Annotated in this window: 14 protein-coding genes and 4 pseudogenes; 4 read left to right on the top strand and 14 right to left on the bottom strand. The window is 61.0% G+C overall.

Annotated features, from left to right (window positions below):
• Positions 1 to 595, top strand: a pseudogene (locus tag KP010_RS21685) (IS4 family transposase); the annotation flags it as partial.
• Here KP010_RS21685 and KP010_RS23465 read toward each other — a convergent pair.
• The 4 genes and pseudogenes from KP010_RS23465 to KP010_RS21665 form a co-directional block, all read right to left on the bottom strand.
• The gene (locus KP010_RS23465; RefSeq protein WP_216281748.1) at positions 484 to 927 is read right to left on the bottom strand and encodes a transposase; all 444 of its coding nucleotides are present in this window, start codon (positions 925 to 927) and stop codon (positions 484 to 486) included. The pseudogene KP010_RS21685 and the gene KP010_RS23465 sit on opposite strands and share 112 nt — an antisense overlap.
• A complete protein-coding gene (locus KP010_RS21675; RefSeq protein ID WP_216281746.1) occupies positions 878 to 1,210 on the bottom strand; it encodes a hypothetical protein in 333 nt (110 codons plus the stop codon). The genes KP010_RS23465 and KP010_RS21675 overlap by 50 nt, the downstream gene beginning before the upstream one ends.
• Before the next feature lie 23 nt (positions 1,211 to 1,233).
• The gene (locus KP010_RS21670) at positions 1,234 to 1,632 is read right to left on the bottom strand and encodes a transposase (RefSeq protein WP_210244282.1); all 399 of its coding nucleotides are present in this window, start codon (positions 1,630 to 1,632) and stop codon (positions 1,234 to 1,236) included.
• Positions 1,633 to 1,705: 73 nt separating this feature from the next.
• Positions 1,706 to 2,597: pseudogene (locus KP010_RS21665) on the bottom strand (nucleotide sugar dehydrogenase); the annotation flags it as partial.
• Positions 2,598 to 2,891: 294 nt separating this feature from the next.
• Between KP010_RS21665 and KP010_RS21660 the strand changes: the two are divergent.
• Positions 2,892 to 3,608, top strand: a complete 717-nt coding sequence (locus KP010_RS21660) for a YdcF family protein (RefSeq protein WP_142862335.1) — start codon at positions 2,892 to 2,894, stop codon at positions 3,606 to 3,608.
• Here KP010_RS21660 and KP010_RS21655 read toward each other — a convergent pair.
• From KP010_RS21655 to KP010_RS21630, 6 genes are all read right to left on the bottom strand, one after another.
• Positions 3,574 to 5,214 carry a hypothetical protein gene (locus tag KP010_RS21655; protein ID WP_142862336.1) on the bottom strand — a complete coding sequence of 547 codons (1,641 nt, stop codon included), beginning with the start codon at positions 5,212 to 5,214 and terminating at the stop codon, positions 3,574 to 3,576. The two genes, KP010_RS21660 and KP010_RS21655, sit on opposite strands and share 35 nt — an antisense overlap.
• 31 nt (positions 5,215 to 5,245) lie before the next feature.
• The gene (locus KP010_RS21650) at positions 5,246 to 6,010 is read right to left on the bottom strand and encodes a hypothetical protein (protein ID WP_142862337.1); all 765 of its coding nucleotides are present in this window, start codon (positions 6,008 to 6,010) and stop codon (positions 5,246 to 5,248) included.
• Complete coding sequence (locus KP010_RS21645) at positions 6,010 to 8,304, bottom strand: polysaccharide biosynthesis tyrosine autokinase (RefSeq protein WP_142862338.1); 2,295 nt, start codon at positions 8,302 to 8,304, stop codon at positions 6,010 to 6,012. Before KP010_RS21645 ends, KP010_RS21650 begins: the two co-directional genes overlap by 1 nt.
• 140 nt (positions 8,305 to 8,444) lie before the next feature.
• Positions 8,445 to 9,254, bottom strand: coding sequence for a polysaccharide biosynthesis/export family protein (locus KP010_RS21640; RefSeq protein ID WP_142862339.1), 810 nt, complete (start codon positions 9,252 to 9,254; stop codon positions 8,445 to 8,447).
• 637 nt (positions 9,255 to 9,891) lie between these two features.
• Positions 9,892 to 10,041 (bottom strand): sugar transferase, encoded by a 150-nt coding sequence (locus tag KP010_RS23460; RefSeq protein WP_185966449.1) that lies wholly within the window; start codon positions 10,039 to 10,041, stop codon positions 9,892 to 9,894.
• Positions 10,038 to 11,273, bottom strand: a complete 1,236-nt coding sequence (locus KP010_RS21630; protein ID WP_142862341.1) for a sugar transferase — start codon at positions 11,271 to 11,273, stop codon at positions 10,038 to 10,040. The genes KP010_RS23460 and KP010_RS21630 overlap by 4 nt, the downstream gene beginning before the upstream one ends.
• A 216-nt stretch (positions 11,274 to 11,489) precedes the next feature.
• On the opposite strand from KP010_RS21630, the pseudogene KP010_RS22975 reads away from it, so the two are divergent.
• Positions 11,490 to 11,804 (top strand): annotated as a pseudogene (locus tag KP010_RS22975) (helix-turn-helix domain-containing protein); the annotation flags it as partial.
• Positions 11,805 to 11,873: 69 nt separating this feature from the next.
• Here KP010_RS22975 and KP010_RS21625 read toward each other — a convergent pair.
• Positions 11,874 to 12,578: an IS6 family transposase gene (locus KP010_RS21625; RefSeq protein WP_142862343.1), complete on the bottom strand. Its 705-nt coding sequence runs from the start codon at positions 12,576 to 12,578 to the stop codon at positions 11,874 to 11,876.
• 108 nt (positions 12,579 to 12,686) lie between these two features.
• Here KP010_RS21625 and KP010_RS21620 point away from each other — a divergent pair.
• Positions 12,687 to 13,007: pseudogene (locus KP010_RS21620) on the top strand (DDE-type integrase/transposase/recombinase); the annotation flags it as partial.
• Between the two features lie 166 nt (positions 13,008 to 13,173).
• Here the strand turns inward: KP010_RS21620 and KP010_RS21615 are convergent.
• The 3 genes from KP010_RS21615 to KP010_RS21605 are packed head-to-tail and all read right to left on the bottom strand — an operon-like array spanning position 13,174 to position 16,426.
• On the bottom strand, positions 13,174 to 14,328 hold the full coding sequence (locus KP010_RS21615; protein WP_216281744.1) for an SRPBCC domain-containing protein: 1,155 nt from the start codon (positions 14,326 to 14,328) through the stop codon (positions 13,174 to 13,176).
• On the bottom strand, positions 14,325 to 16,037 hold the full coding sequence (locus tag KP010_RS21610) for an MFS transporter (protein WP_253203973.1): 1,713 nt from the start codon (positions 16,035 to 16,037) through the stop codon (positions 14,325 to 14,327). Before KP010_RS21610 ends, KP010_RS21615 begins: the two co-directional genes overlap by 4 nt.
• Positions 16,038 to 16,078: 41 nt before the next feature.
• Entirely contained in the window at positions 16,079 to 16,426 is a 348-nt protein-coding gene (locus tag KP010_RS21605) for a helix-turn-helix transcriptional regulator (protein ID WP_159289268.1), read from the bottom strand.
• Between the last annotated feature and the right edge of the window lie 110 nt (positions 16,427 to 16,536).

The following is a 16,536-nucleotide window of genomic DNA, read 5'->3' as shown; positions in this document are numbered from 1 at the left end:
CTATGTCATTCGTTTTCGTGGCGACACTTTCGTGAGCGCGGCCGATGGCGAGACGCGCCGCGCAGCGGACTGGGTCGGCGTCGGCGGGCGGGCGCGCAAGCTCGCGAACGCCGAGGTCTCGAAAGAGCGGCAGAAGATCGGCGCGGTCGTCTGCGTCCACGCCAAGGGCATGAAGGACGCTTGGCATCTGGCGGCGAGCGACGCAACGGCGACGCCGCGCGCCATCATCGACCTTTATTCTCGGCGTTGGAGCATAGAGCCGGAGTTCCGGGATACGAAGGATCTTCGGTTCGGCATGGGCCTGAGCTCGACACGCGTCGGCGATCCTTATCGGCGCGACCGGCTGCTGCTGCTGAGCGCCATCGCCGTCCTGCTGCTGACGCTCCTCGGCGGCGCCGGCGAAGCGCTCGGCATGGACCGGATGCTCAAAAGCAACACCGTCAAGCGCCGCGTGCGTTCCTTGTTTCGCCAGGGTTGCCTGTATTACGACGCGATTCCCAACATGCCGGAAAAAGACTTGACCGCGCTCATGGAGCGCTTCCAGGCTGCGCTCTCAGAAAACAAGGTCACGGCCGCCGTGCTCGCCGTGGGGTGAGAAAATGAGGGGATGCTTGAGCTCGCCTCCTGCGGTTCTACTATGGCCCCACACACAAGATTCCTGACAGTCCCCAAATAACCCTTCGCGGGCGAAGGCTCGCTGATCCGGCTCTTCCACTCGCCGTCGTCGAGGCCTTTCAAAACCTCGTGCGAATGATAGCCTTTGTCCGCGATGATTTCGCAAGGATCGTCCGGGGTCGGCGCGAGGCCGACAGCTGTGAGATTGGCCTTCGCCGTCTCCAGCGTGTCGCCGAGCGTCGTCGTATCGCCCTTGTCCGCCTCATGGATCGGCGCGGCGACGATCCCGCCTGTGTCGAAGGTCGACCGCATGTTCCGGCTTGTAGGCGAGATGCGTCGTCCCGTCTTTCATCCGCGCGATCTTCGCCTCGGCGTCCGTGGCGCTCGTCCAGTCGTCGTTCGACAGCTTCTTAGCCGTGCGCTTGCGGTCGAAACGCGCCAAATCCTCGGCGTTCGGCGTCGCGATCCCGCTTTCCTTCGCCATGCGCTCGAGCATTGCGCGATAGGTCTCGCCATTGTCGCGCCGTACGATGCTGCGCAGTACCGCATTCGCCTCCATGGTCGAGCCGTCGACGCCGATGCGCTCGCCCTTCACGAGGCCGCGCTCGGCGACGAGCTTCAGACGAAACCGAACACCTTCTCGTGAACCTCGTGCGGCAGACGCGAGCGCGTCTTCGACAGCCACGAATGATCCGGAACTTTCTTGCGCGCCGACAGCCGCAAAAAATCCCGCAACGAAAAAGAATCCGCGCAGCGCCATACGATGCCGCGTTCGCTGTCGAGCCCTTCGAAGTAGCCGACCATGTGCATGCGGAAATAGCGACCTGGCGGCAGCGAAGGCGCGTCCATCTTCGCTGCGTAGTAGGGCTTGCAGGCGTTCTCGACGAAAACGTCGAAGCCCGCGTCCAGTAAAACCTTCTGAAGCTCGTCATAATATGCGTGCCCCGGAGAGCGCGGTAGCTCGGCCCAGCCGACAACCAGATCCCCCTGCGTCCCTGTCTCACGCCGCATCGCCATCGAATCAACCTCAGCCGAATCTCACCTGAAAACGGAATCAGTCAGACGCGACTTCGTCAACGGGCTGTTAGGCCCCCATGCCGTCATTGAGCCTGCGGCCCGCGAGGATAATTTGCGGGTGGTAGCCGATAGCCTCGACCTTGTAGGTCAGATAATAGGGGTCGACTCCGATGCAATGTCCGCCGACAAGTCCCGGCCGAAAGGGCAGAAAATTCCATTTTGTGCCCGCCGCCTCCAATACCGCCTCCGTCTCGAGGCCCATTTTATTGAAGATGATGGCCAGCTCGTTGATCAATGCGATGTTGAGGTCGCGTTGCGTATTTTCGATCACCTTGGCGGCTTCCGCCACGCGGATGCTCGACGCCTTGTGGGTTCCGGCGACAATGATCTCACGACAGAGTTCGGTCGATGAACTCGGCGACTTCGGGGGTCGAGCCTGCAGTGACCTTCTTGATGGTCGCAACCCGATGGGTCTTGTCGCCGGGATTGATGCGTTCCGGACTGTAGCCGACGTAAAAATCCTTGTTGAATTTGAGGCCCGACACCGATTCGAGCTCCGGCACGCAGTCTTCCTCCGTCGCCCCAGGATAGACGGTGGACTCGTAAACTACGATGTCACCCTTGTTGAGCACCTTTCCGATGATGCGAGATGCCCTGATCAGCGGCGAGAGATCCGGGCGCTTGTGCGCGTCTATCGGAGTTGGCACTGTCACAATATAGAAATTGCAGTCGACGAGATCGGAAAGGTCGGTCGAGTAGCGCAGCCCGACGGCTTCACTCAGCTCTTTTTCAGAGACCTCGAGCGTCGTGTCCTGCCCGGCTCGGAGTGCGGCGACACGTGCGGCATTGATATCGAAACCGACAACCTCGCGATGCTTTCCGAACTCCGCCGCTAGAGGCAGGCCGACGTAACCCAGCCCGATGATTGCAAGCCTGATGTCCGAGGTATCGTCGGTGATGCTCATTGCTTTCTTCGCTCTCTATCAATTTCCCTGAAGAACACACACATTCGGCAATTATCGATAGACGTCGCCGCCGGACATCCGGTCCTGCAGGGCGAAGAACGACGGATGTCGAATCCAGGTGAATGCGCGACGCCACTTTCAGCGTAACCTTTATTGCGGTGACGTAATATCTGATCGGCGTCCGAATGCCATCATGTCAGCGATTACCGGCCGTAAGAAAATGAGAAGCCCTCTCGAGAAAAATGCTATCAATCGAAATGCAAATGGCTACGACAACGAGAACGGCGGCTTCGGGTGCTGATTCTTCCAGATACAAAGGGAGCGCGGCGCTCAATTCGTCATCCGAAGCGAACGCCCATCCACCTTCTCTCCCTCGTAATCGCTGCGACGACGCGCACTCTCTTCGTATGCGCAACTCTCGTCGGAGTCGACCAATTCCAGAGTTTTGATGATTTCGTCATTCCATCTGCCGACGAGGTTCGACGCGCCTCGGCGGCGGTCGTTTTCAGCGGCGCCTTCGAAAGGGTCGACGCGGGCCTTCAGCTCGTGAACTCCGGCGCAATTCCGCTTCTATATATTTCCGGCTTGAATCCAAACGCCGGCCTACGCCCGAGTCATTTCGTCAGTCAGTTCTCGACTCGCAATCCTAACATTGTCGATTTGCAGAGCCTGGTTCAGTGCTGCGTGCAGTGGGGCGAGAACGCCGACAACACGCTTCAGAATGCATTCGAAACGCGATGTTGGGGGGAACGTCGCAAGGCGCTGGGCGCGTTGCTGCTGATTACCTCGCGGCGACATATGGCGCGTGCTCTGGCGGCGCTTTCGAACGAGCTCCCTGGGCATGCGCTCATTCCCTATCCTGTGCCGGACTCGCCTGTATCGGGGTCGCCATTGCGGCCGCGGGCATTCGAATATTTGAAATACCTTGCAACGAATGTCATAGTTCGTATCCCTTTGATCAACGTCCTCGTCGGGATTAATCCGCCGTTCGCAAATGGCTGCCCCCCGTGACGTCGATGCGAGATGGGGACGCCAAAGACGAATCGACGCTCGGACCGGGTCTTCGAACCAACTGCAGATTCCGGAAAAACGCTGTTCCATTCGCCACCAACTCGGGCGCGACTTTCGCGCTGAGCGCAAGTCGTAGCACCGGAAAGTCGCAGCCGGCAGTAGGCATTTCGAAGTCGACGTAGAGGTCCCGCCATGGCATGGACCCGCGCAACGCCTCCGTTTCCGCGAGAACACGCTCCCGCTCTCCACGGCACGAAATCCGCCAGACGACGCCGCGCGCGGCACGCAAGCTATCGGCGCGCGCTTCCATTTTCAGTCGATAGCGCCCCGACGACAAAGATAGGTATTGATGAGCGGAGAGCCTCGGATATCGCGCGCCGACGAACTCGATGCGCATCGCCCTTTGTCCACCTGAGCTCGGCTCCTCCAGGAATCCGATGCTGCCTCTTGGAAATTCCATCACATTCCACTCGAAGGGAATGTTCGAGGGATCTTCCGTGAAACCGCCATCGAAAAGAAGCCTCGCTTTGGACTTCTTCGACTCCGGGATAAACTGTATCCAGGCCAGATACGCTTCGGCGGTTCGACCCTGCTTCGTCAGGAGTTGAAGAACCGGAGCGAGGTCGGCGGCGTGAAGCGCGTTTCGCTTTTTGGCAAGCTCTGTCAGCAATCTCAATCCCGAGTCTGCATCCTGATAATCGCTGAGGCGCGCGAAAAGCGAGTGACGCCATTGAGGCCCTTCGACCAGAAATTCGCTCAGCGCCGAATAGCTTCGAGCGTCGATAGCGGCACTCGTCAGGAATTCTCCGAGTATGTAGCGAATTTTTCCTCCGAGACGCTGCAACGCGTCGGCGGTCGCTATCGCTCCGAGGTAGTCAGCCTGGCTTACCTGAAAGTCGATCAATCTCGTATGGGCGATTACACCTCGGAGCGAGCGGCCCCCGGCGAGACGAAGTAACGCGACGGATCGACGCCGATCACCCATGCGCGCGGCAATGTCGGACAGCAGCACGAGCGCGCCCTGCTGCGATGGATCGGAAATCAGGCTGAGCTGCGCGAACGCCTTCGCTGTGCTCAGATAGCTGTCACGAAGATTGACGCTCGGATGCTCGAGGACATAACGCGCAGGCACCGGCGAGCGACGACCGGCGTCGAATGCAGGTTGCAAGGACGAATTCGGCTCGATCTGCGCCTCCATCGCCGCCACAATCGCTGCCGCTCTCTTGTAATAGCCCCTGCTGGACTGCAGATCGATCCATCTCGCTATCGAACGCAGATCGCCGATAGTCGGGCGCTCGGCTCTTGCCAGCAAGACATTCGCAGCGCGGGCCGGCGCGCTTTCGTCGAATACGAGCTCATTGTCCTTCGCCGGTCGGAACAAGACGCTCCGCTGGCGCTCCGAGCGCGTCGTCCAGGTGGCTCTGACGAAATAGTCCTCCCCCGATGACAACAAAGCCACCGAGTTATCGACACGCCAACCGAGCGCCGCTTTGGCGTCGTCCGCGCCGTAATTATCCGCCATGGACGTCGCCAATATGAGCCATGCGACCCGGAACAGGCCCAACGTTAAGGCGAGGCCGGCTCCGAATTCGACGGCGACCGCCAATCGCCTCTCGAAGGGACTGTCGCTTCTCATCTTACCGCTCGACGACTGCGTTGCTGCAGACAGCCAAAGAGTCTTTCCGGCAGCTGTCGCGCGTTCCGATAAGCGATTGTCCTGGCGCCTCGCTCACGTAGCACTTTCCTGCCTCTAGAAAATGGGCGTCCGATGCGCCGTCCTGCAGCATGACGACGATGCCCGCTATCCCCGTGATCGCCATCGCGGACAGGATGGTGATCACTATCCTGGACGGTCCAGGAGATCTGGCCCGCGATCGGACTTGCGTCGTCGTCGCTGTTCGGCTTGGCGGCGCAGCGAGATGCGGCCGCAACCCCCGTCGATCTTCCCCGGGCCGCATCATGCCTTTTTGCAGCAAGCCCTCGAACGCGCCATGATCGGGAACTCGCGAATCGGCGTTCACATCATTCCATGCCGTCACGACTCTTGCCATCTGGGCGGCCTCCCAGACGTTGCCATTGACGTCCGGATGAAGCCATTTGATCAGCCACCGCTTGTGTCGAAGCGCGATTTCACGCGCCTCGGAACCGCGTAGACCGAGAACACGCGCCGGCGGAGCGCCCGGAAAAAGCAAGGCCGCGTGCAGATAGTGCATCGCGGCAGCTCGAACGACTTCCGGCTTTCGCCCGGTCAATTTCTGCAGTTCGAGGCAAATGTCGCGGCAACCGGCGGCGACCTTGATCAGGTCGAGCACGTCATCGGGCACCGGCTGGCGCCGCAGCTCCTGACCAAGCCAGGGCATCTGCATGAGCTGCAGGGCTATTTGAATGGAATGCTTCGCCATCAGCGCGCCGTCGCCGGCTCCGTCGAATGATCGAGCTGCGGCGAGTCGCGCTCGACGTCGGTTTCGTAACCATAGTTGTAGTCGTATCCGCTGACTTGACCATACGGGTGACGATCGAGGCGGAACCTGTTGAGAACTGCGCCGAGCAGATGCGCGCGAGCCATGCCGAGACGCTTGAGCGCGATACCGACGACATCTCGACGGGTTTCCCCGGCCGAGATCACGAAGATCGTCTCGCCCGTCGCGTTTGCGATCAAAGGCGCATCGGCGAGGCCGAGCACGGGCGGCGCGTCCACGATGATCAGATCAAAAAACTCGCCTCCGAGCGAAATGAGAGACGAAAATTTCGGACCGCTGAACAGGTCCGCTGGATTTGGCGGCAGCGGACCAGAAGCAATGAAAAAGAGGTTCTCGACGTCGGTTCGCTGCACAACCTCCGAGGCCTGCATGGCCCCGGCGAGGTAGCTGCTCAGTCCTACTGAGCTCGAAAGCCCGATTGCTTGGTGAAGCGAGGGCCTTCTAAGATCGGCGTCGATCAAAAGGACGTGCATTCCCTGCTCCGCGCAGATCCTCGCAAGGGCGAACGAGGTGGTGCTCTTGCCTTCCTTCGGCCTCGCACTCGTAATAGCAAGGCTTTTCGGCAAGCCGTCCGGGGACGAGAATTGAAGCGCCGTCTTCAACGATCGCAAGGCTTCCGACACATTGGAACGTCGATCCTGCAGCGCCGCCATTATCGACGCCTCGTCTTCTGCGGCCGGAACCAGCCCCAGCAATGTCAGCCCGAGTCTCGTCTCGACGTCCTGCGGAGATCTCACGGTATTGTCGAGATACTCGATGATCAGGGCGGCCACAATGCCACAAATGAGGCCGACAAGCGCTCCGACAAGAAGGTTCATAAACAGCTTCGGAGAATAAGGCGTGCTCGGCCTTTCTGCAGGATCGATCACAGAAATATTATTGGAGCCCACTGCCCCGAGGACGCTGATCTCTTTCGCTCGCTGGAGCATCTGCTCGTACAGGATTCGATTGGTCGCAACCTCTCGCTGCAACATGTCATATTGGATGGCGCGAGCCTGTTCATTAATGAGATTGGATTTGAACTGTTCCAGCTGCTTCTCCAATTCGACTTCCTGATTCTTTGCAGCAAGATATTGCGTTCGAATGGAGTCCTTCACGACGGTGATGATTTTGGAAGCCTGGCGATCGAGCTCGTCCATTTGTGATCTGAGTGCGACCATCACCGGGTAGCTCGGCTTGAGAAGCGACGCCTTCTGCTGGTATTCCGCGGCTAGGCTCGCCCGCTTTTCTCGGTTTGCCGACATCCCTTTATTGTCGAGCACCTGTGGCAGGGCATTTACATTGTCGGTCTGAGCGATAGCCCAAAGCTGCTCCAGCTTCGTTCTTTCGATTTTCGCATTGGTCAGGTTCGTGTTCGCCGTCGCGAGGTTGACGGACGCCAGGGTCGATTTGTTTTCACCGACGCCGGCGCTCATGAGCTGCTCGCGCGCTCCGTAAGCAATGACCTCGGCCTCGCTTTTTTCCAGCTTCCCCTTCAACTCCTGAAGCCGCTCGTCCAAATAGCTGCGCGCATATGTGGACGCCTCGAATCGGCGCTCCAGATTGCGGCTGGTGAAAACATCGGCGACCCCATTGACGATCAACTGCGCCATGCTCGGATCAGGATCGAAATAATGGATCATTACGAGCCGTGACCCTCGCTTCGGCTCGACAACGAGATTGCTGGTGAACTTCGCCACCGCCGCACGTCTGCGAGTCAACGCATCCACCTCGGACGACCCTCTTGAAAGAACGCCCCACAGGCGTTGCGTCAATCCCGGCGATTGGGGCGGGAGAAATCTCGGATCGTCGAGCAATCCAAGCCTTACCGCGACCTGTTCCGCGAGCGAACGACTTTGCAAGAGATCGTATTGCGTCCTGTAAAATTCCGCGTCGCTCCTCCCGCCTTCTTCACCAGTTTCAAGACCTTGACTCTGAGTGAAGCGGGTTTCGTGTCTTTCGATCTGAATGACCGCAGTCGCCCGGTAGATCGGTGTCTTCAGCAGCGTGGCGAACAATGCGAGCACGGCAAAGGCCGAGACGACGCTTGCAATCAACTTGATATGTCGTAGAAGCAGCTGCCAATAGATAGCGATATTGAAATCGTTATTGCCGCTCGCTCCGGTCAAGTTGGAAGCGAGCAGCTGAAGCCCGGTCACGTTGTGGGTCGGGATAGCGCCGGCGCTGGCGCTCGGCAAACCAGAGTGATCGAACTGAGGCCCGTTCTCGACTTTCATTTGTTAACCTGTTTGACCGTTAGAGAGGCGTGTGGCGAGCTGCGAAGGAAGCTGAAAGCAGACCAACGAGGACGACAAGCCGGCGCGCGCCGCTTGTGTTCGGCCGGAAAACGGCAGGCGTAATGCGGCCGAATCACGAGCTAAAGGGCAAAGCGCGCCGCGAACCCCGCCCCTTGTAGTCCAACGCCGAATAAGTCTTTGAACTCTGTCCACGTGGATCTGACCGCAGACTCTCCGACCACGACGACGTCTCCGGCGACGAGAACCGGGTCTTCCCGTTCGCCCGAGCGAATAGCCGAAAGATCATATCGATTCGCGACGCGCGCGTTGTCTACAGTTCGAAAGACAGCTACCTCTTGATCCGCGACCCTCGTCAGTCCCCTGGCCTGGGCGACCGCCTGCAAAAGCGTTATCCGGCCGGTTATCGAGTAGACGCCCGGCGCCCCCACGGCGCCTTCGATCGTAAATCGCTGGCTCAGGTACTCTTTCACCGAAACATGGACGTCTGGGGAATGCAGATAATTCGCGCCGAGTCGAGCGGCGATCGCCGTCTCGAGCTCCTTGACGCTTTTTCCCTTTGCCTGCACGTCTCCGATCAATGGCATCGAGACATAGCCTGTCCTCGACACCTGTCGAGTTCCATTGAGCTCCTGCACCTGAAAGACCGTAATTTCGAGAACATCGAGCGGTTGTATCTTGTAGTCGGACTCAGACGCGTTGGACATCGGGATCTTCGACTGCGCCGCCGGCGCATCGGCGTAGGCGCGTTCACGAACAAGAGACCCTGTCTGATCATTGAAGGAGCTGACGCTTTCACTGCAACCACCGAGCGCCAGCAATATGCAGGACGTCGCCAGCACACGCCGGCGCCTCGATCCCATGGCGACTATGACCGAGCCTCGCCTGTCGTTATTCAAAACCTCGGCCCTCCTGCGAATATCGTCACGCATCGCGGTTCGGCATCTTGCCGACCTTCCGTGACGCGAGCCGTTTGATGTGCAATGGCGCCGCAATTTGTGACGCCGACGTCAGCGACGAATTCTCGTCGGAATTGAGGACGACCGCCAAGGGGCGCGTCGAGACTGAGGTGTCCCGCCCGCTCCGCCCCGACCACGTGCCCAGGGATTCGGATCACCTCCACCATGAGCGGCGGCGGTCGCCTCATATCATTCAGAGTCACGATCTTTCTGGACCGAACCGCCGAAACAAAAAGCCAGATGGATACGCGCCGGGAGCCGACGAACGTCACCGATATTTGAGCGTCGTCGATGGCCTCCCGAGTTCCTCGAGAGTCGCGCGGCAACTCCGAACAACGGCTTCGAGAAAAGGAAATCGACGATATCGATGTGAGTCCCATGCTACCGCACTTCGGGTGAAACCGCTCACCCTAAGCCCAATCCTCGTCTTCGAGGCGTGGCCGGCGTCATTTACGCCTTCGCCGCCCCGCCGAGTAATGTCACGCGCCGCCCTCGATCGGCCGATGGTTCAGAACGCGTTATATCTCTCGCTGCTCGTCGGCGAGACATGTTGCTCAAGAGATTCCGGCCTGCTGCAGCTCACGCCACGCCCGTCGAATAGCGGCTGGACCTACTCGCCGAAAATGACGAGCGATATCGTACGCAAAACGATTTCGAGATCGAGCACAAAAGAGGCGTTACGCACATACCAGACATCGAGCGCTGCCTTGCCTGCGGTGGAAATCGCTCGAGCGCCAATGACCTGCGCCCAACCGGTCAAGCCGGGCTTGCACGAGAAAGCCTCGCGGAATAGGCGGCCGGCTGGTCGACCGGCAACAGTGGCCGCGAACCGACGAACGACCTCTCGCCACAGAGGATATTGAAAAGCTGCGGAAGCTCGTCAAGACGCATGCGTTTCATGAATCCCCCGATGGGTGACGTACGCAGCTCGTCCGGCACCCTATGTCCATGAGCATCGTAGTCCTTCGCCATCGTGCGAAGCTTGTATAGCTTGAACGGTCGCCCCTCAAGACCAGGCCGCTGGTGCAAGAACGTCACAGGCCGGCCAACATCGATCGCTGCGAGAATTGCAGCAAACAAGGCAAGAGGCGACATTATGCTTGAGGCACCGATAACGTCGATTGCTCGCTTGACGCGCCAAAACGGTCTCCGCTTCAGCGCCGCGAGCTCGCTGGCATCGAACGAAAGCGCGGCGACTTCGTGAGAGGAGCCGCCCGCAGTCGCTGCGCCCTCAGCGGACGACAATCGGAGCACCATCTGATCCACGAGAAACTCGAGACTGATGTCAGAGAGCTTCTCTATCTTCAACAATTCGCTCCGCGCCCGTGACGACAGATGTTCATACGGCATCGCCACGATGATGCAATCGAGGAAGACCCCATCAACCTCGAGGACCCGTAGCGCCTTCGCCACTTGCTCCGGCGTGCCCAAAATCGGATGCCCATGGCAGGAACGTCCCGTGCGGCAATCGTCATCGCTGAGAATCCCCGCAATTCTAGCGGGACGCGGCGCAAGACGGGAAACCGATCGCGAATAAAGTGTCGCGAGATCTCCGAGACCGACGATGAGCACCGTCTTGCATCCGTCTGCGCCCTCATGGAACGCGGCACTCGGCCTTTCGTGCAATGGATGTGGCATGCGCATCAGGACGCGCGCTCCGACCAGGCAGAATAGAATCAGCAGAGCTTGTATCATCGGAAGAGCGCGCGCGACTCCGGCCATACGATTGAGCATGAGCGCGCCGATCACCAGGGCAATGGTGGCGACGTAAATCCGCAAATAGTCGGTCATGGTCGTGAACCGCCATATGGAACGGCTCGTTCCGAGAGTCGGCCGAATCACGATCGCGGACGACAGTGTGCAGAGCATATATGGTGCAAGGTCAATCAATCTTTCCGCAGAGACTTCGAGATTGTCCCGCAGCACGAGAGCCAACACAGTGGCTATCGAAATTAGAGAAAGCTCGACGAGCAGCAAATGTGATTGTCGCATCTAACGCAGCCCCAAGTCACAGGAATTGCCAGGCCGCAAAGCCAACGACGACAAATCTCGAAATGCTTTTTTTTGGCACCCAGCCTGCTCCCTAGATACGGTACATTCGATTAAAAGGCTCGCTGGGAAAATTACCTAGTGTCCTGTTTCATAAATTTGTATCCATGTCTCCGCGATCGTGATTCTTTGGTCCCAGCGGGGATTCGGAGGGGTGGCATGGGGAAAGCCAGAGCAACCAAAGCGAGCAAGATCGAGCTCAGCGAGGTCGAACGGGAAACCCTCGACCGGCTGGTTCGGCGACGCAAGGTGGCGCGCGGGGATGCGCAGCGCGCGGAGATCGTATTGCGGGCCGCCGAGGGGCTCAACAACTGCGAGATCGCAGCCGCAGTCGGCGTAACACAGCAGACGGTGCGCACATGGCGTGAGCGTTTCGCCAAGCACCGGCTCGATGGCCTCGACGATGAACCGCGCTGTGGCGCGCCACGCAAAATCGGCGACGACTGCGTCGAAGAGATCGTGACCAGGACCCTCGAAACACAGCCCGAGAAGGCGATGTCACATAAACCCGATTCTGGCGCGTTGACGCCACGCGGGTCGATTTCAAGCGGCTGTCGTCACAGACTTCCACTCAGCCATCGCCCCGAGGCGATGCAGGCGGATGGCGATGGCGGACCGTCCCGAAGGTCGGGATGGAACGAAGAGATTGCGGACTGCGGAGAAGACGTCGACGAAATGTTGCAGCCCTCGCCACGATCGGAACCCCTGCGTCGCTCGCTCGCGCTTTCGTAATGGGACGTGGGAATTTTCTGCCCGGTTGTTCAAACCCTTGTGCTGCCGATGCTCGACCCCCGGCATGAGCTTGCGGCGCGCCACCGCATAGGAGCCGAGCTTGTCGGTGATCATGCGCCTTGGGCGGCAGCCCTGCTTGTGAAGAAGTCGTTTCAGCAGTCGTTGAGCTGCTTTGGCGTTACGACGAACCTGAACGCTTTCGTCGAGGACATATCCGTCCTGATCCACCGCACGCCACAGATAGCGCTTTTCGCCGTTGATCGTGACGACGACTTCGTCGAGATGCCAAATGTCGCGTCGACCCGGCTTTTTGCGCTTCAGGCGACCGACGTATTCGGGTCCGAATTTCTTGGCCCAGCGGCGGACGGTTTCGTAGGAGAGGTCGATCCCACGTTCGAGGAGCATCTCCTCGACGAGGCGCAGACTGAGTGGAAATCGGAAATAGAGCCAGACGGCATGGGCGATGATCTGCGGCGGGAAGCGATGGCGCTTGTAGCTCACGGGTGATTGTTTCATGGCGGGAAGATCGCCCGTGTCGGCTTACCCGCGCGTTAATGTGACAACGCCAAGCGAGATGTCGCCGCCGCCAAAGCGTTTTTCCGTCGTGCGTTCGCGCGTCACGGGCGGCCTCCGCGCAAAATCACGCTCGACGGATATCAGGCGTCACATCGGGCGGCGCGCGAGCTTCTCGCACAGCATCGAGGCGGCGCACGGACTCGAATTCGATCGTCGAAATACCTGAATAATCTGATTGAACAGGATCACCGATCTATCAAGCTTCGTTTGAGTCCTACGCTCGGGTTCAAGCGATTCCGACATGCGGCGATCACGATCGCTCGCGTCGAACTCATGCATCGCATCAGGAAGGGGCAATTCGCGCTGAGCAGATTTAGAGCCGCCGGGACGACTGCGCCCGAAATCTGGAGTGCGGTGCTCGCTGCCTGATCCGAACGAACTGCCGGACCCCATCGCGTAGCTATCGGCAAAAATTGCACCGCAACCGGTTTTGTCATCGCCATGCACACACTCTTCTGTCTCGCGCAGGCAGAGGCGGTTTTCGATCTGAAGCACGTCGGGAATCGCGACGCGCGGCAGAAGGAGAGGCAGACTCTCAGGTCTCCCCGCGTTTCAGGCGCGCCAGATACTCCTCGCGCGTCATGGATCTCGATCCCGCCTCCTCGCGCCGAACTCGATCCCGGCCCGGGAGGGCGTCACGGAGGACGTCCAGATTCTTCCAGGGCGCCATCTCGTCCCCGCGCGGCTCGCCCGGCACGAAGGGGGATGTTTCCGCGCGCTGATAGCGATGCACATAGCGCGAGCAGTTCACGAAGGCCTCATAGACCTTCACCACCAGCAAAAGCTCCGCGCCGGGAAAGGCTGCAAGCTCCGCCTCGTCGCGCACGAGGCGCGCGGCGCCGTGGATGCGCAGCCGGTGCGGCTGCTCGAAATCGATGAACAGCAGTCCGACCTTCGCATTGGCGGCGACATTGCCCGCGGAGAGATACATGCCGTTGCCATCGTAGCTCGGCAATGCGAGGGTCTGGTCGTCGAGCACCCGCACGAAGCCCGGCGCCCCGCCCTTGTAGGAACAGGTCGGAAAGCCGCGATGGTCGACGGTGGCGAGGAACACCATGTCCCGTCCGGCGATGAAGTCCCTGTGCTCGGCGGTCAGCGTGCTCGTCACCATCATCTTGCGCAGGGCGTTGGCCAGCGGCCGGCTGTCGAAGGCGTCCTGCAGCGAGCGGTGCGACTCGCCATAGAGCTCGGCGATCGCCCCGAGCGATGGGCGAAAGGCGGGCTCGTCCGGCGGCGGAACGAGCGACCAGACGAGCCGGTCGAGGCAGATCGTCCACAATATGCGGTGCGTCGCGGCCGCATCCTCCCCCTTTAGCTCGCCGTGGGTGAGCGTCAGCTCGCAAGCGTCGGCGCCCAATGGGCGCAGATCGACGTCGACCCGCGTCGGCGGCCCGCACAAGCCGGCTGCGGCGCCCTCATATTCCCAGCTCAAGGCGATCCGCCGCTCCGGCGCGACCTCGATGTAACGGCCGCAGAGCCGATAGCGCGTTCCATCCGGATCGAGGCCCTCCAGCCGGTATGCGCCGCCCGGACGCGGGTCGATGACCGCCTCCCGCAGCGCCCCGGCTCCCGGAATCAGCCAGCGGACCAGCCATTTCGGGTCCGTCCAGGCGGTGAATATCTGTCTCGCCGGCGCGTTGATGCGGCGGACCAGGACGAGCGAGACCGAACGACCCGCGGCGCTGGTCATGGCACGCGCTCCAACGTCACGCGGTCCAGGGCGCGGCCGCGCGTCTCGGGCAGGAACAGTCCTCCGACCACGAGCGCGACCAGCAGAACGCCGGCTGCGTACCACAGGCCCGCATAGAGATCGCCCGTGGCCGTGAAGGCGGCGAAGGAGATCGCCGGCAGGAAGCCGCCGAACCAGCCGCCGATATTGTAGGACATCGCGAAGGCCGTGGTGCGGATGCGGGTCGGGAACATCTCCGCCATCCAGGCCGAAAGCGGGGCGGACGCCATTGCGACGAAGACGCTGAGGGCGGCCATGAGCGTGATCAGCATCGACACATTGGTCAACTCCGGCGCGGCGCGGGCAGGATATCCCGCATCGGCCAACGCAGCGGCGAGGGCGACGTCGAAGGCCTTGGCCTGCTGCGTGAAGGCCGCCCGGTCGAGCCCGACGCCCTCGAAGGCGGGAACCACCGCGGCGCCGATCTCCACCTCAGCGACGCGGCCCGGCGACGCTGCGCGATTGGCGTAGGGCACGCCGAGCTTGGCGACGGCGCGCCGGGCGATGTCGCAGGGGTTGCGGAACTCGGCGAGGCCGAACGGATCGAACTGGGGGCTGCACGTCGCCGGGTCGGCCGCCACCGTCACCGGATGCGTGGTCATCGCCGCCGCAAGGCGCGGGTGCGCATAGTGGGTGACGCCGAGGAACACCGGATAGGCGGCGAGCGCCGTGCCGATGAAGCCGGCGAGCACGACGGGCTTGCGGCCGATCCGATCCGACAGCCAGCCCGCCAGGATCATGGCGGCGATGAAGACCACGCTGTAGCCGAGGATGGTGTAGTGCAGCAGGAAGGGATCGATCTTCAGGTTCAACGCCAGGAGATAGATCGGATAGGAGCCGGTCGCGATCGCGACCGACTGGCCGGCGGCGGCGCCGAACAGGACGAGCAGCGCCACGCGCAGATGGTCCCAGCGACCGAACGCCTCGCGTAGCGGCGTCCGCGAGCCGCCACCCGACCGTTTCATAGCCAGGAACACCGGAGATTCCTGCAGGCGCAGCCGGATATAGACCGAGACCAGCATGAGCACGGCGGAGAGCAGGAATGGAATGCGCCAGCCCCAGGCCTCGAACGCCGTCTTTCCGAGCGCCAGCTCGCAGGCGAGCACGACCAGGATCGCCAGAGCCAGGCCGCTCGCCGCGGTGACGGCGATCGCGCTGGTGGCGAAGCCGCGCCGGTGGGCGGGGGCATATTCGGCGATATAGGTGACTGCGCCGCCGAACTCGCCGCCATAGGCGAGGCCCTGCAGAATGCGCAACGCCATGAACAGCAGCGGCGAGGCGACCCCTATGGCCGCGTAGCTCGGCAGCAAGCCGATGAGCACGGTCGACAGGCCCATGATCAGTATGGTGAGTAGAAAGGTGAATTTGCGCCCGGCGCGGTCGCCGAGGGGGCCGAACACCAGCCCGCCGAATGGGCGGGCGACATAGGTCACGGCGGCGGAGAGCAAGGTGAAGATATAGGCATAGGCGGGATCGAGCCCGGAGAAGAACTCGGCGGCGACGATCGCGGCCATCGGCCCGTAGAGCACGAGGTCATAAGCTTCGAAGATGGCTCCGAGAGAGGAGGCCACCACCACCCGGCGCAGGCTTCCGGGATCGGCCGCCTGGTCGGCGGCGGGCGCGGGCACGGACGTTGTGGCCCGTTCGCTCGAGAGGGCATTCTGGGTCAAGCGCTTCCTCCATCTTGTTTCTACCGGTTGACGCCCGACTCCTAGGGGCCCGTGTCCTCCGCCTTCATCTGAGCGACCACGGCATCCAGGGCGTCGAGGCGCTCGCTCCAAAAGCGTTCATGCGCATCGAGCCAGTTCCGGGCGGCGTCGAGACCACGGCGGTCGAGGCTGCACATCTGATGACGGCCCTGCTTGCGTCGGATGACGAGACCCGCTCGTTCCAGCACCTTCATGTGGTTGGAGACAGCGACGAAGGAGATCGGAAATGCGGGAACGATTTCTCCAATGCTGCGCTCGTGTTCGGTCAGCATACGCAGAATCGCCCTGCGATGCGGGTCGGCCAGAGCGTGAAAGACCGTGTCGAGCGTCGCCTCAGAACATTTAATCATCTTATTAAATATCATCGCCCGCGACGTCCGCTGTCAAGATGGAGTGCGGAAATAATCAGGGCTCCGAATCCGGGTTAACGGGCTGAAGCGCCCAAGGCTGTGGCGAGATA

The sequence above is a fragment of the Methylosinus sp. KRF6 genome (assembly GCF_018887255.1).
GTDB classification, from domain to species: domain Bacteria; phylum Pseudomonadota; class Alphaproteobacteria; order Rhizobiales; family Beijerinckiaceae; genus Methylosinus; species Methylosinus sporium.
Note: the sequence above shows the minus strand (reverse complement) of the source record. Positions and strands in the feature narration are given on the sequence as shown.

Bases quoted from the DNA above. Each gene is read 5' to 3' on its own strand.
- KP010_RS23465 (WP_216281748.1), bottom strand. From the start codon at position 927: ATGCGGTCGACCTTCGACACAGGCGGGATCGTCGCCGCGCCGATCCAT.
- KP010_RS21670 (WP_210244282.1), bottom strand. From the start codon at position 1,632: ATGGCGATGCGGCGTGAGACAGGGACGCAGGGGGATCTGGTTGTCGGC.
- KP010_RS21650 (WP_142862337.1), bottom strand. From the start codon at position 6,010: ATGGCGAAGCATTCCATTCAAATAGCCCTGCAGCTCATGCAGATGCCC.
- KP010_RS21645 (WP_142862338.1), bottom strand. From the start codon at position 8,304: ATGAAAGTCGAGAACGGGCCTCAGTTCGATCACTCTGGTTTGCCGAGC.
- KP010_RS21640 (WP_142862339.1), bottom strand. From the start codon at position 9,254: ATGCGTGACGATATTCGCAGGAGGGCCGAGGTTTTGAATAACGACAGG.
- KP010_RS21630 (WP_142862341.1), bottom strand. From the start codon at position 11,273: ATGCGACAATCACATTTGCTGCTCGTCGAGCTTTCTCTAATTTCGATA.
- KP010_RS21625 (WP_142862343.1), bottom strand. From the start codon at position 12,578: ATGAAACAATCACCCGTGAGCTACAAGCGCCATCGCTTCCCGCCGCAG.
- KP010_RS21615 (WP_216281744.1), bottom strand. From the start codon at position 14,328: ATGACCAGCGCCGCGGGTCGTTCGGTCTCGCTCGTCCTGGTCCGCCGC.
- KP010_RS21605 (WP_159289268.1), bottom strand. From the start codon at position 16,426: ATGATTAAATGTTCTGAGGCGACGCTCGACACGGTCTTTCACGCTCTG.